Source organism: Nocardia sp. NPDC005745 (assembly GCF_040630775.1).
Lineage (GTDB): Bacteria > Actinomycetota > Actinomycetes > Mycobacteriales > Mycobacteriaceae > Nocardia.
In genome coordinates this window covers 1-13470 of record NZ_JBEXYF010000052.1, presented here as the reverse complement: position 1 = coordinate 13470, position 13470 = coordinate 1, and the positions used below count along the sequence as shown (strand labels likewise).

Genomic DNA, 13470 nt, shown 5'->3' with positions numbered 1-13470 from the left:
GCGATCCTTTTCGGTCGGTGCCACCACGGCTTGTGGCCGATGGTGGGCTCCGGTGCGGGGGGAGGGGTGATCGCGCAGGACGCGACGGCGGGTTCCGGGCGGCTGCGGCACGGGGCTCAGCGCTGCTGCCGGTCCAGCACCCGACTGTGGCGGTAGGTCGGACGGGGCATTACGACACGCCTTTCGGGATTGCGGGCGCCGGGATGGCCGACAAGAGTTCGCGGGTGTATTCGTGCCGCGGGTTGCCGAAGATCTCCGCGGTGCGGCCGGATTCGACGATGCGGCCGCGCCGCAACACCGCGACGTAGTCGCTGATGCGGCGGACCACCGCCAGATCGTGCGAGATGAACAGGTAGCTCAGCGCCAGTTCGGCCTGCAGGCCGTCCAGCAGTTCGAGGATCTGCGCCTGCACCGAGGCGTCTAGTGCGGAGACCGGTTCGTCGAGCACCAGCAGCTCGGGATGCAGCGCCAGCGCCCTGGCGATGGCGACGCGCTGACGCTGCCCGCCCGACAGCTCGGCGGGCTTGCGCTGGGCGAACCCGGACGGCAGCGCGACTTGCGTCAGCAATTCCGCCACCCGGTCGCGCCGCTGCGCACGACTGCCGACTCCGAACGCGCGCAACGGTTCTTCGATGATCGAGCCCACCCGCCAGCGCGGATCCAACGAGGCGTAGGGGTTCTGATACACCACCTGGAAGCGTTTGCGCAGCGCGCGCAGCCGCGACCCGCGTGCCTTCGACAGCGGTTGTCCGTCGAAGCTGACCTCGCCCCGATCGGGTTCGGTGAGCCGCAACGCGATCCGCGCGGTGGTGGACTTGCCCGACCCGGATTCGCCGACCAGCGAGAGGGTCTCGCCGCGGCCCAGTTCGAAGCCGACCCCGGCCACCGCGGTCACGCTGTCGCCCCCGTGCGCCCGGAAGGTCTTGTGCACTTCGCGCAAGACCAGCAGCGGCTTACCGTCGCGTGGCTTGGGCTCGCGGTAGCCGCCCGCCGGAGCGAGGCTGGGCGAGGCGGCGAGTAGGCGCTTGGTGTACGGGTGGCGCGGTGTGGCCAGCAATTCGGCGGTCGGGCCGCTCTCCACCACCTCGCCGCCGTTGAGCACGACGAGCCGATCGGCGCGTTCGGCGGCGACGGCCAGATCGTGGGTGATCAGCAGCACCGCCGTGCCGCGCGCGGCGATCTGCTCGGCGAGCCGGTCCAGCACCCGGCGCGCGACGGTCACGTCGAGCGCGCTGGTCGGCTCGTCGGCGATGACCAGGTCCGGCGCGCAGGCCAGCGCCGCGGCGATCAGCACCCGCTGGCGCTGCCCGCCGGACAGCTCGTGCGGGTATTGAGCGGCCCGCAGTTCCGGCCGATCCAGTCCCGCGTCGGCCAGCAGTTCGATCGCCCGCGTCCGCGCCGCCTTTCGGTCGGCCAGCCCGTGCACCAGCAGTGCTTCGGCCACCTGATCACCCACGCGCCGGACGGGGTTCAGCGACAGCCCGGGGTCCTGGGGGACGAACCCGATGCGAGCTCCGCGCAGCCGCCGCAGCGCGCGTTCGGAGCCGGTGTCGACCACGGCGCCGTCGAAGGTCACGGTCCCCCCGATGGTCTCGGCGTTCGACCCGAGCAGGCCGATCACGGCGTGGGCGAGCGTGGATTTGCCGGAGCCGGATTCGCCGACCAGCGCCACCACCTCGCCGCGGGCCACCGTGAGCGAAACCCCGTTCAGCGCGGTGGCCGCGCCGGTTCCCGACCGGTACCGAACCCGCAGGTCCTGGACCTGCAGCAGCGGAGATTCCGAGGCGTTCACGGGTGTTCTCCGTTCCCGATCGCGCGTCCGAGGCGCTGTGCGGCGAGCACGACGGCGATGATGACGAACCCGGGCAGGGTGGTCATCCACCACGCGGTCGCGAGATAGTTGCGGCCCTCCGAGATCAGCGTTCCCCACTCGGGGGTGGGCGGCTTCGCGCCGTAACCGAGGAAGCTCAGCGCCGACACCGCCAGCACCGCCATGCCGAATTCGACCGCGGCCAAGGCGAGTACGGGCTGGTAGGCATTGGGCAGCACATGCCTGGCCAGCACCGTGTACCAGCGCACCCCCGCGGCGTGGGCCGCCTCCACGTACACCGCTTGCCGGACCCGCAGCACTTCCGAGCGCATCACGCGCGCGAAATTGGCCACCAGCGAAACGCCCACCGCGATCGCCACATTGCCGGTGCCGAAGCCGAGCGCGGTGACCAATGCGAGCGACAGCAGCAGCGCGGGCACCGACAGCAGCACATCGACCGACCGCATGACCACGGCGTCGACCACGCCGCCGATCGCGCCCGACAGCAGCCCGAGCAGCGACCCGGTGACGAGCGCGATGCCGACGGCGGCCAGCGTGGCGGTCAACGAGAGCCCGGCGCCGTGCACCATCCGGGTGTAGAGGTCGCGTCCGAGATTGTCGGTGCCGAACCAGTGTTCGGCGCTGGGGCCCTGGAACTTCTGCGCGGGCACGCCGGTCAGCGGGTCGCCGCCCGCGAAGACCGACGGCACCAGCGCCCATCCCACGGCGAGCAGCGCGACAGCGCCCGCGATCAGCAGTCCGGCATTGCCGCGCAGCCTCTTCCAGCGCACGGCCGGGCGCCGCAGACCGGGCAGCACCGCTGTGCGCCGTTCCTCGATGACGTCAACCACGAGTCCTCACCTCCTCGGCCGGCGGCGCGCCGAGCGCGAGTCCGGCGGCGGTACGAATGACGTAAGCGGCGTCAGGCACGGATGATCGCCTCCTCGGCGGCGTCGACGGCGGTCCGCTCGGACTCGCCGCCCGCGGCGCGGGAGCGGGTGGCGATGCGCGGGTCGAGCAGCGGATACAGCAGATCCACCGCGAGATTCACGGCCACGAACACCGCCGAGGTGAGCAGCACGATGCCCTGCACCACAGGGATGTCCTGCGCCAGCACCGCGGTCTGGGTCAGCCGCCCGACGCCCTGACGGGCGAAGACCGTCTCCACCACCACCGATCCGGCGAGCATGTTGCCCACCAGCACCCCCGCGATGGTGAACGCGGGCACACTGGCCGGACGCAGCACGTGCGTGCGCCGCACCCACCAGCGCGATCCGCCCCTGGCCAGGGCCACATCGACGAACGGCTGACGCCAGGTCGTCTCCAGCCCGGCGGTGAGCACCTGCGCGATGACCGCGCCGATCGGCAGCGCCAGGGTGAGCGCGGGCAGCACCGTGCCCGCGAACCCGTGCCCGCCGAACGCGGGTGCCAGCCGCAACTGGAACGAGAACACCTGCAGCAGGAGCAGCCCGGTCCAGAAGGTCGGCACCGAGACGCCCAGCGACGGCAGCGCGGCCAAGGCGTTGCGCAGCCACGGCCGACGGGTCTGAGTCGCCGCGAACGCCAGCGCGACGCCACCGATGACCGCGAAGAGCAGAGCGGTGCCGGTCAACGCGAGCGTGGCGGGCAGCGCGTCACCGATCGCGCCGGTGACCGGCTGCCCGGTGGCGATGGAATGCCCGAGATCGCCGGTCACGGCGTGCCCGAGCGCGGTCCAATACTGTTCCCACAGCGGCCGATCCAGCCCGTAGCGGGCCTGCAACTCGGCGATGGCGGCCTTGTCCACCGGGGTGCCCGACCCGCCTCCATCGGCCGCGATCGAGACCGGGTCGGCGGGCAGCAGGTACAACACCACGAACGACAGCGTGAACGCCGCCCACAGCACCCAGATCGCCTGCAACACCCGCAGGGCCAGATAACGCGCCATGACTATCGCCCGCTCAGCCAGGTGTCGAAGAACTGCAATCGCGCCGAGGCTTCGAACTTCAGGTCCTGCGTGCTCGCCGCCGCTCCGATCGCCTGGGACAGCTCGACTGTCGGGATCAGCAGGCCCGCCTCGAGCACCTGCTGCTGCGCGGTGTGGATGAGCCCGTTGCGCACCGTGGTGTCCACGGTGGCGACCTGCCCGTTCAGCGCGTCGTCCAGCGACGGGATGGCGCCGCGCGCATTGAGATTGCGCCCGTCGAGACCGAAGGAGGTGCGCAGGATGTCGCCATCGGCGCGGGTGGTGTTGCCGTAGAAGGTGTCGAAGTCCTTGCTGTTCTGCCGCGCCGTGGTCTCCGCCACCGACACCAGGTCCAGCTTCAGTTCGACGCCGACCTGCCGCAGTTGCTGCTGCACCAGTTCGAGGATCGCCTGGTTGCCCGCGAACACCTGGCTGAAGAGCACCGAGAACGTCAACCGCTCACCGTTCCTCGTCCGGATGCCGTCCGCGCCGGGCACCCACCCGGCCTGGTCGAGGATGGTGCGCGCCTTCGCCGGGTCGAAGGCCAGCCGTGCCGAGAGGTCGGTGTAGCCGGGTGTGGTGCTCGCCAGCGGGCTGGTCGCGGGCTTGAACTGCGGGCCGAGCACGGTGTCCACCAATTGCTTGCGATCGATCGCGGGCAGCAGCGCCTGGCGCACCGCCGGATCGCGCAGCGGTCCGCGTGTGACATTGGGCTGCAGCCCGAACGGCACGCCCGGGTTGGCGGTGCTGAGCACCCGGCCGCCCGCCGCCTCGATCTGCGGCGCGTCCTGCGGCAACGCGTCGCTGATCGCGTCCAGCTGCCCGGAGGCGAGACTGCCGGTGCGCACGCCGGATTCGGGCACCACGGTGAACTCGATCTTGTCCAGGTATGCCTCGCCGCGATGGGCGAACACCGCCGAACCCCAGTGGTAGCCGCTGCGCTTGGCCAGCGTCACTGCGGCGTCCTGGCGGTAGGCCGCGTAGGTGAACGGCCCGCTGCCGACGTTGTCGCCGAGGCAGCGCTGCTCGGCAGGCTTCGCCGTGGTCACGTCGGCGAGAATGCCGAGCTGGGCGGTCGAGACCGCCTGCAGGAATTGGGCGTTGGGCTTGCTGAACTCGACTCGGGCGGTGAGCCGGTCGACGGCCGTGGTGCCCACGTAGCCGGTGAGGTAGCTGCTGCCCAGCGGCGCCTTGCCCGAGCCGAGCCGCACGACCGAATCGAACGTGTTGCGCACCGAATCGGCGGTGAGCGGCGTGCCGTCGCTGAAGGTGACCCCGTCGGTGAGGTGGAAGGTGAAGACCTTCGCGTCGGGGCTCGCTTCCCAGCTCTGCGCCAGCCACGGCTTCAGCTCGCCGGTGGCCGGATCCTGGTCGGTCAGCGAATCCACGATCTGCCGGGCGACGTACAGCGTCTGGTTGGTGCCCGCCTGGGCCGGGTCCGAGCAGGTCGGCGCCTGGGACAGGCCGTAGCGCAGGGTGCCGCCCGGCCGGGGCGGGCCCGCGTCGCCGCCGGGTGCGGCCGAATCACTGCCGCAGGCGGCAATGGTGGTGGCCGCGGCGAGCGCGCCGGCCAGCGCGGCGATTCGGTGACGGGTTCGGATCACGAGGCGACTCCAGATACTTCGATGCGGGCGAGCTGCTCGCCCGGCTGGGGAAAGGCGTCGGCGACACCGGTCGCCGACGGCCGGCCGGGCATACAGCGGCGCTGCGTCATCTGCTCAGCGTTTCTTCGGCAGGCCGGGTGGGTTGATTCGCGATTCGGGGCGGTCGCGGGTGCGGTGGACGCACTCATGACGGGTCCTCGACGATCACTTCGGTTCCTCCATCGGTCCCGGCGGAAGCACCCGCACCCGGTGACCGGGGGGTTGCTGCGACGTCGACGAGCCAGGTCTCTCGGTCGCTCTGGATGGTTGGCGCCGACCCCCTGTCAACCGATGTGAGGGGCGAGCCGAATCATGATGCCCAGCAAGGGAAGGCTGGAACAAGAGAAGTAATCAGCGTGAGCGTAGACCTTGTCCACGCCAGTTGATCGGGTCTTTGTAGTAACCAGGCGTGCGCTGCTTCGCCGAGGGGCGGTGCGAGCTGTCACGTCCTCGCGGACGGGCGCCCAGCGCCGGACGACAGCGGTCCGATGCAGCATACGGGTATCGCCAGGACTGGGGAACGCGGGTCGGCCACGCGGAAGCCTGTTTCGGGCAAACGAGACTCGCCGCGAAATTGCTGTACGCAATCCGTGCTGTTGGAGCCGTTTGCCGGAGTACTGTGCCCCTCGATCGTTCCGCCGATGAGGAGGTTTCGTGATCACTTTGCGTCGTCTGACCCAATTGTCCGCTGTCGCGACCTGTTCGGTCGCCCTCGCGTTTGCCGGGCCGGGTGCCGCGTTCGCGGCTCCGGATGCCACGATTCCCGCGTTCTCCGATCTCTCCGCGCCGATCGCCGCCCCCGGTGACCTGTTCGGCGCCTATCAAGCCGCGCTCGACGCGCTGCGCGCGCTCGGTATCCAGCCGTTCGCGTACCCGAGCGCGTCGGCGTTCTGCCTCGACAACACCACGGCCGGGCTGGCGCCCGCGGTGGCGGGAGCCATACCCGGGCCGTGGCCGAAGAACACCGTGCAGCTTCCCGGACTGGACCTCAGCGCCGTCAAGGCCGGGCAAGCCATGTTCACCTTCGTGCCCTACGGCCTCGGGCCGGACGGCGCGAACACCGCGGGAATGCAGGTGGCCTGGCTCAATCTGAGCAACGGACGCAGCGGAACGGCCGCCATGGGGCCGCTGGCCGACATCGCCCGCGCGATGATCCCCGCTGCCGTTCCCGCGGATCAGCGGCCGGTGGCCGAGCAGGCGATCCGGGACTTCCTCTTCGCGGCCCTCCCCATGGGCGGGGTGCGGGCGGTCCCGGTGGACACCGGCAAGGGCACCGTTCTCGCCGCGGTGTTCGGCACGGTGCAGAACGGCGCCAAGTCCTGCTTCTTCCTGCCGACGGTCGGAATCACCGCGGTCCCGTGAGATTCAGCTGTCGCGGCGCGGCGCCGCTCCTGGGAGCGAACGCCCCTTCCAGTGCGCCGTGCCGCGACGGCGGGCCCGGTGCGAACGCGCCCACAGCAGCAGATACGCCGCCACCGACACCGGATGCGCGAGGGCGGCGGGCACGTCCGCGCGTCCCAGCGGGCCGCCGGTCTCGGTCGAGCGGGCCAGCAGGCGCCCGGCGACGGCGGCGAGCCAGCCGATCGCGCCCGCCCGGCGGACCGCGCCCCTGCCGAGCACGGCGGCCGCGGGCGGTACCCAATAGGCGAGGGCCGCAACGAGTCCCACCGCCGCTCCACCCGTGATCGTGCCGTCGTAGGCCGACCAGAGCCAGCGGGTGTAGCCCGCGTCCAGGTCGGCGGCGCCGCGATACATCCTGGTGCGGGCCAACTCTCCGGCGGCGACCAGAGCGGTGGCGTGACCGGCTCGCCGCAGCGTACGGGCGATGTCGAGGTCCTCGGTGACGCTCCCGGCCACGGCCGTGTGGCCGCCGACCGCGCGGTAGGCGGCGTTGTCGAACACCAGGAACTGGCCGCAGGCCACCGCCGTGGCGGGTCGCAGGCTCCGGTCGGCCACGGCGATCGGCAGCGTCGAGGCCCACGACCAGCACAGCAGAGGCTGCACCACGGCTTCCGCCACGGAATCGGCCACTTGCAGGGGCCAGGGCGAGACCAGCGCGGCTGCGCGCGTGCGCAGCGCGCCGACCGCCGCGGCGAGCGCCGTAGGGGCCAGCCGCACGTCGGCGTCCAGGAAGATCAGCACCGGCGTCGACACCTCCTCCGCAAGCCGGACACAGGCGGCGGCCTTTCCGGTCCAGCCTGCGACCGGATCGGACTCGGTGCGCAGCAGGGTGAAACGCGGGTCGTCGCCGATCGCCGCCAGGGCGGCGGCGCCGGTGTCGTCGGTGGACGCGTCATCGAGGATGCGCACCGCGAGACGCGGTACGCCCACCTGCGCGCGCAGGTCACCGATCAGGGCGGGCAGCCGGTCGGCCTCGTTGCGCGCGGGAACGCAGACGGTGACGGGTTCGATCACCGTCGTCGGGGCGTTCGTCAACCTCGGCACGGTGATGCGGTTGTATAGCGCGATGCCCGCGCCGAGCGCCGCCACCGCGGTGGCGAAGGTCGGCAGGATCGAGTTCGCGCGCAACGTCTTCGGCAGGTCGGCTCTCACCATGTGGGCCACGCTATCCCGGCGCACCGACCTGCCGCTCAGCGATTCTGCGTCACCGAGCGCCACCAGCGGCTCAGGGAGAAGCCGACTTCCGGCGCGCCGGGCGCGGCGGGGTTGCGGTCCATGTACGCCATCGCCGCGACGATGGCGGCCACCGCGAGCGTGATGCCGCCCGCGATGCCCGCCCAGCCCGCGAACGAGCGGGTATTCGGGTCGGCGTAGCTGACCTCGGCCTGCGGCCTGGACACTTCACCGGGCGGCAGTTTCCAGGAGACGACGTTGTCGCCCTCGCGGCTGCCGTTGGTCTTGGCGACGCGGGCCGGGAACGCGATGGTCAACTGCACGTCCGAGCCGTGCGGCGGCAGCGATTTCAGATCGACCCGCCCGCTCAGGCTGACCAGGTCGCCGGTGCGCTGGAACTGCAACTGGAACATGCCCTGCGTCTGCTCGGACAGCTGGCCGAGTTGCTGCACATCACCGAAGGACAGGTCCTCGAAGAACACCTGGCTGCCGGTGTAGCCGTCCTGGGCGTACGGCTCCACTCGCAACTTGGCCGCCAGCGTCTCGGGCGCCTTCAGCTGCGGGCCCTTGTCCCCGGCGTCGGCGGGCACCACGGCGGCGACGATCCGGCCGGACACCCGGTCGTTGGACGAGACCCCCATCGAGACCTGCACCCGCAGGCAGCCCGCGAGCATCGGCACCAGCAACGCCGCGAGCAGGACCACCGACGCGACGCGCACGCCGCGGCGTGGGGCCCGCCGCTGCGGGAGGTCCGGGGCATCGGGCTTCGTGATGACGGGACTCGGCTGCACGGGTGACATCGTGCCAGGCCTGCCGCCCGGAATGAAACGCGCCAGTCGCAGCGCGCGTCGGCGCGCCGGGCGCGGGACGCGGCGGCGGGTCAGCGGCGCGCGCGAGCCAGGGCGACCAGCAGGGGAACGCCCGGCAGACCCATACCGGCGAAGCCGTACCCCGCCGAGGAGGGAAGGTCGAGGAACACCGCGTGGGCCAGCGCCGATCCGAGCCAGGTCCACAGGAACAAGGCCACCGGAACGGTGAGCGCGACCAGGCGGCCGTGCGATCGCGGCGTCCGCACCGGATCCGGCGCCGCCCGCTCCCAGACCGCGAGCACCGCGGCCATCAGGAGCGCGACACCGAACCAGCCCAGGTAATTCGTCAGCGGAATCCAGTCGAGGCCGGGTAGTCCGGAATGGATGTCACACCAGGTCCACTGCCCGTCGGCCACCATCTGCGGATCGAGGAACAGGTCCCAGCCCACCGCGCCGACCGCCGTCCACCCGATCCGGGCGATCGTGCGCCGCGACAGCATCCCGGCCACCACCCACACCGGGTACATCCCGCCGGTCCACGCCAGCGGGACGATCAACGGCACCTCTAGCAAGGCCGGTCCGAGCCGGTCGGTCGCGTACTCGTAGCAGCCGAACGGGATGCCGGTCGCGGTGCCGATCACCTCCGCTGTGAGCCCGATGCCGGAGACGATGGTCAGAAAGCCGACGCCGTAGCGCAATCCTCTGGTCGCCGTCGCGTGCGCCAGCGCGGCGCCGGTGGACAGCAGCACGACCGCGACGGTGATGCGGTCGCGCCCACCGCCCGTGGTCAGCGGATACGCGATCTGCGCGACGATCGTCAGCGCCACGAGGACGAGGGGCAGCAGAAAGCTCGCCGAGCGATAGCCGGACAGCAGCCCCTCGGAGTGCTCGGTCGCGGTGGGTTCCGCCGGGGCAGGCGGCGGGTCGCCCGAGTCCGTCATCGTCGAAGCCACCGGGACAGCCCGCGCCGGTGCAGGTCGCGCAGTGCGAGGGCGGCGGCCGTGCGGCCGCTCGCGCCGGAGACACCGCCGCCGGGGTGTGTGGACGCGCCCGTCAGATACAGCCCCCGCGCGCCGGGCACCCGCTGCCCCGCCAGCTCGGGCAGCGGTCGCCACAGCATCATCTGGTCCAGCGACATCTCCACGTGCATGACGTTGCCGCCGACGAGCCCGAGTTCGCGCTCCAGATCCACCGGCGTCTGCACATGCCCGCGCAGCACCGTCTCCGCGAAACCGGGTGCGTAGGACTCCACTTCGGCGATGATCCGGTCGCCTTCCTGCCGCGCGAGATCGGACCAGTCGGCGCCGGAGGCCAGGCGGTACGGGTGCCACTGCGCCCACAGCGACAACTGATGTTCACCGGGCGGCGCGATGGTCGGGTCCAGTGCGCTGAAGCTCATCGCCAGGACGACCGGTCGCGGCGGCAGGTCCCCGGCGAGCGCCGCACCGTGCGCACGGCGCAACTGCGCGCGGTCGGACACCAGGAATTGCAGGCCGTGGGCGGAATGCTCGATCGGGCTGCCGGGATAGCGGGGAAGCGCCGACGTGGCGGCGCGCACCACCATCCCGATGCCGGGACCGACGCGGATGCGCCTGCGCCAGTCGTCGAGCACCGCGCCGTCGAAGCCGCCGTCGCGCAGCAGCTCCAGCGTCGTCAGCACATGGCAGCCCGCGATCACGATGTCCGCGCGCAGGTCTCGGCCCGAGGCGGTGCGCACCCGCCAGCGGTCGCCGTCGCGGCGCAGCGCGGACGCCGCGTCGCCCGCGGTCACCACCCCGCCGTCGGATCGCAACCGCGCCACCAGGGCCGTGGTCAGCGCCCCGCTGCCGCCGACCGCGCGCCCCGGCGGCAGGGTGTGCATGAGCGCGGCGAAGCCCACCATCGGCGCGGTGCCCGGCTCGGACATCGGCGGCCCGGACTGGGCGCCGAACCACGCCAGCGACGCCTTCAACCGTTCGTCCTCGAAGCAGGCGTCCAGCAGCGCGTCACCGGATTGCAGGAATTCCCGCGACAGAGCGCTGCCGCCGTCCTTCGCGTCCAGTCCCCAGAACGACCGCACCAGCCGTCCCGGCGTCGGTCCGCCGCCGAAGGCCCGCATCACCCGGGCGCTGCGCGGGCCCCACGTCCGCACGAACCGGCGGTAGGCGGCCGCGTCCCGCGAGCCGCAAGCCGCCGCGATCGACGCGCAGGTCGCTTCCAGGTCGCGATGGAACACGATCGCGGAGCGGCCCGCGTGCGCGGGCGTGAAACCCCATGGGTCGCAGTCGATGTATCGCAGACCGAAGCGGTCGAGTTCGAGTTCCTCGACGATGCCGGTGTGGCGGATCATGATGTGCGCCGACGAGCCGCGATCGACCCGATGGCCGGGGAACCGCTCGACCGTCGACACCGCGCCGCCGAGGACGTCGTCGCGTTCGAGCACCTCCACCTCGTGTCCGGCGCGGGCGAGATAGCACGCGGCGACCAAGGCGTTGTGGCCCGAGCCGACGACGACCACCGTCACGTGACCCTCACAGCGGCAGCCGCCTGCCGAGGATCGCGAACGGACGGTTGTCGCCCGCGAACACGAAATTGCGGACCACGTCGGTGAATCCCTGCCTGCGGTACAGCCGCCATGCGCGATTGTCCTCGCCGGTGACCTCGGGCGTCGACAGCAGCACGGCGCGCTCGGTGCGGTCGCGCAGCAGCCGTTCCAGCAGTGTGCCGCCGATGCCGCGACCCTGCGCGGCGGGATGCACATGCAGCTCGGTGAGCTCGAAGTAGTCCGACAGCAATTCGCGCGCGGAGTGTTCCGGCCAGCCCGAACGCCGCATCCCGCTGTGCACCTGCTGGTGCCACCACTGGTGGGCGGCGCCGCGATAGCCGTAGGCGATCGCCACGATCGGCGCGTGGCGCAGATCGATCCGGCCGGAGTCGTCGGGCAGCACTGCGGCGACCGCCTGCCAGCCGGGCCGGGTGGTGTGCTCGGTCCACATCGGCGCGCGATGGTTCTCGGTCCCGCGCGGATAGTCCATCGCGGCCACGTAGACCGCCAGCGCGTCGTGCAGCCGGGAGCGCAGAGCCGCCACCGAGAGATCGATGACGGCGGGTGCGGGAGTGTGATTGGGCTTGACGGCGGTCATGGCTCTCGTCGGTCGCGCGGACGCGGAAGTTTGTCGGTGGGCGTCTCTATATTGAAGCTCAATTCAAACGTTCGAATACCTGTTCGGTCCGGGTGGTGCTGGAAAGCGGTGGGGCACCTCGCCTCCAGTACGGGATACCGGCCAAGGTACGCGATGGTGGAGGGACGGCGATGTCTGGTCGAGTGGAACATCCGGGCCGGCCCGGCCGGGCCGGCAAATTGCTGGAGCGCGCGGACGGGTTGCTCATGCAGGCGGCGGGGGAGCGGGATCCGCGGGAGCGGTTCCGCACCGCCTACCTCGCCGCGCTGCGCGGCGCGGGCGCGGTGATCGCGCTCACGGGCGCCGACGCGGCCCCCCGGGCGCGCTCGCGCAACGCCTGGGTGCTGATGCAGCGCGCCGCGCCGGAATTCGTGATGTGGGCCGACTACTTCAGCGCCCGCTCGGAGATCCGGGCGGCGCTGGAGGCGGGGCTGGACCGGAATGTCGACGAACACGAGGCGGACGAGTTCTCTTCGCGGGTGGCGGCATTCCTCCATGACGTGGAAGACCTCCTCGCGGCGTCGGCCCGGTTGCGGCCCGCCCCGGGAGTGACCGGCGGCATGACCGCTTGATTATCGGCCTGAGGACGGACTCCGTCCGACTGCGCCCATAAGGCGTACCTTCGCCTTCGCTGCGGCCGTGCGCGTTCTGAGGACGGACTCCGTCCGACTGCGCCCATAAGGCGTACCTTCGCCTTCGCTCCGGCCGTGCGCGTTCTGAAGACGGACTCCGTCCGACTGCGCCCATAAGGCGTACCTCCGCCTTCGCTCCGGCCGTGCGCGTTCTGAAGACGGACTGCGTCCGACTGAGCCATAAGGTGGTCTGGCCCTGATCGAACTCGTATCATTGGTGACAGATGGCCGCCAAGGTCGGCTATCTGTCGCCTACCCGGAGGCGACAGCCACGTCCTAGTGCCGGGGGAGGTACCGTGCCACTCTCCGAGCACGAGCAGCGCATGCTCGAACAGATCGAGAGCGCTCTCTATGCTGAGGATCCCAAGTTCGCCTCATCCGTCCGCGGCGGACGGCTACGTTCGACCTCGAGTCGTCGCAGACTCCAGGCCGCGGCGTTGTTCGTCCTCGGCCTCTTTCTCCTCGTCGCGGGCATCGCCGCGCCCGTGAAGCCCGGCGGCTTCCCGATCATCAGCCTGATCGGATTCATCGTGATGTTCGGCGCCGGTGTACTCCTGTTGCTCGGCACCTCGAAGAACACCGCCAAGAACGATCGGTCCGGCGGTCAAGCGCCCTCCGGTTCGGGCGGGCGGGGCCGGCAGCGGAAATCGGGCGGTTTCTCCGAGCGCATGGAGGATCGCTTCCGGCGGCGGTTCGAGCAAGAATAGCTCGCCCGTAGCCTGACAACTTCAGCAGAACCGGCGACGCCGCACCGCGATGGTGCGGGCGCGGTCGGTCCCGGCCTGCGCCGGAACCACACTCCAGCGCTCAGCCCCTCCGCATGAACGACGGCACGTCCACGTCGTCGTCATTGTCGCCGGCATCCGGCGGCGTGATGTGCGAGCGCGTGTTGCTCG

Annotated in this window: 12 protein-coding genes and 1 riboswitch; of the genes, 3 read left to right on the top strand and 9 right to left on the bottom strand. The window is 71.3% G+C overall.

Annotation, left to right across the window (positions count from 1 at the left end; translation table 11 throughout):
• Window positions 1–169: 169 nt before the first annotated feature.
• From ABZ420_RS33800 to ABZ420_RS33785, 4 genes are all read right to left on the bottom strand, one after another.
• Window positions 170–1792: an ABC transporter ATP-binding protein gene (locus ABZ420_RS33800; protein WP_357131582.1), complete on the bottom strand. Its 1623-nt coding sequence runs from the start codon at window positions 1790–1792 to the stop codon at window positions 170–172.
• On the bottom strand, window positions 1789–2586 hold the full coding sequence (locus ABZ420_RS33795; RefSeq protein WP_357131620.1) for an ABC transporter permease: 798 nt from the start codon (window positions 2584–2586) through the stop codon (window positions 1789–1791). The genes ABZ420_RS33800 and ABZ420_RS33795 overlap by 4 nt, the downstream gene beginning before the upstream one ends.
• Window positions 2587–2732: 146 nt before the next feature.
• Entirely contained in the window at window positions 2733–3737 is a 1005-nt protein-coding gene (locus tag ABZ420_RS33790; protein ID WP_357131579.1) for an ABC transporter permease, read from the bottom strand.
• Window positions 3738–3739: 2 nt separating this feature from the next.
• Window positions 3740–5359, bottom strand: coding sequence for an ABC transporter substrate-binding protein (locus ABZ420_RS33785; protein WP_357131576.1), 1620 nt, complete (start codon window positions 5357–5359; stop codon window positions 3740–3742).
• A 215-nt stretch (window positions 5360–5574) separates the two neighbouring features.
• A riboswitch (SAM riboswitch) is annotated at window positions 5575–5668 on the bottom strand.
• Window positions 5669–6052: 384 nt separating this feature from the next.
• On the opposite strand from ABZ420_RS33785, the gene ABZ420_RS33780 reads away from it, so the two are divergent.
• Window positions 6053–6760, top strand: coding sequence for a hypothetical protein (locus ABZ420_RS33780; RefSeq protein ID WP_357131573.1), 708 nt, complete (start codon window positions 6053–6055; stop codon window positions 6758–6760).
• A gap of 3 nt (window positions 6761–6763) precedes the next feature.
• Here the strand turns inward: ABZ420_RS33780 and ABZ420_RS33775 are convergent, their stop codons facing one another.
• The 5 genes from ABZ420_RS33775 to ABZ420_RS33755 form a co-directional block, all read right to left on the bottom strand.
• The gene (locus tag ABZ420_RS33775) at window positions 6764–7954 is read right to left on the bottom strand and encodes a glycosyltransferase family 2 protein (RefSeq protein ID WP_357131570.1); all 1191 of its coding nucleotides are present in this window, start codon (window positions 7952–7954) and stop codon (window positions 6764–6766) included.
• Window positions 7955–7989: 35 nt separating this feature from the next.
• Window positions 7990–8646, bottom strand: coding sequence for a DUF3153 domain-containing protein (locus ABZ420_RS33770; protein WP_357131617.1), 657 nt, complete (start codon window positions 8644–8646; stop codon window positions 7990–7992).
• Window positions 8647–8852: 206 nt separating this feature from the next.
• A complete protein-coding gene (locus ABZ420_RS33765) occupies window positions 8853–9722 on the bottom strand; it encodes a carotenoid biosynthesis protein (protein WP_357131567.1) in 870 nt (289 codons plus the stop codon).
• Entirely contained in the window at window positions 9719–11284 is a 1566-nt protein-coding gene (locus tag ABZ420_RS33760; RefSeq protein WP_357131564.1) for an NAD(P)/FAD-dependent oxidoreductase, read from the bottom strand. The genes ABZ420_RS33765 and ABZ420_RS33760 overlap by 4 nt, the downstream gene beginning before the upstream one ends.
• A gap of 7 nt (window positions 11285–11291) precedes the next feature.
• Window positions 11292–11903, bottom strand: coding sequence for a GNAT family N-acetyltransferase (locus ABZ420_RS33755; protein WP_062977533.1), 612 nt, complete (start codon window positions 11901–11903; stop codon window positions 11292–11294).
• 170 nt (window positions 11904–12073) lie between these two features.
• Between ABZ420_RS33755 and ABZ420_RS33750 the strand changes: the two genes are divergently transcribed.
• Together ABZ420_RS33750 and ABZ420_RS33745 are read left to right on the top strand one after the other, a co-directional pair.
• Entirely contained in the window at window positions 12074–12514 is a 441-nt protein-coding gene (locus ABZ420_RS33750) for an SAV_6107 family HEPN domain-containing protein (protein ID WP_039797092.1), read from the top strand.
• Window positions 12515–12870: 356 nt separating this feature from the next.
• The gene (locus ABZ420_RS33745; protein WP_357131614.1) at window positions 12871–13281 is read left to right on the top strand and encodes a DUF3040 domain-containing protein; all 411 of its coding nucleotides are present in this window, start codon (window positions 12871–12873) and stop codon (window positions 13279–13281) included.
• Window positions 13282–13470 lie beyond the last annotated feature (189 nt).

Coding starts and splice junctions, on each gene's coding strand:
- ABZ420_RS33790 (WP_357131579.1), bottom strand. CDS start 3,737: ATGGCGCGTTATCTGGCCCTGCGGGTGTTGCAGGCGATCTGGGTGCTG.
- ABZ420_RS33775 (WP_357131570.1), bottom strand. CDS start 7,954: ATGGTGAGAGCCGACCTGCCGAAGACGTTGCGCGCGAACTCGATCCTG.
- ABZ420_RS33770 (WP_357131617.1), bottom strand. CDS start 8,646: ATGCTCGCGGGCTGCCTGCGGGTGCAGGTCTCGATGGGGGTCTCGTCC.
- ABZ420_RS33765 (WP_357131567.1), bottom strand. CDS start 9,722: ATGACGGACTCGGGCGACCCGCCGCCTGCCCCGGCGGAACCCACCGCG.
- ABZ420_RS33755 (WP_062977533.1), bottom strand. CDS start 11,903: ATGACCGCCGTCAAGCCCAATCACACTCCCGCACCCGCCGTCATCGAT.
- ABZ420_RS33750 (WP_039797092.1), top strand. CDS start 12,074: ATGTCTGGTCGAGTGGAACATCCGGGCCGGCCCGGCCGGGCCGGCAAA.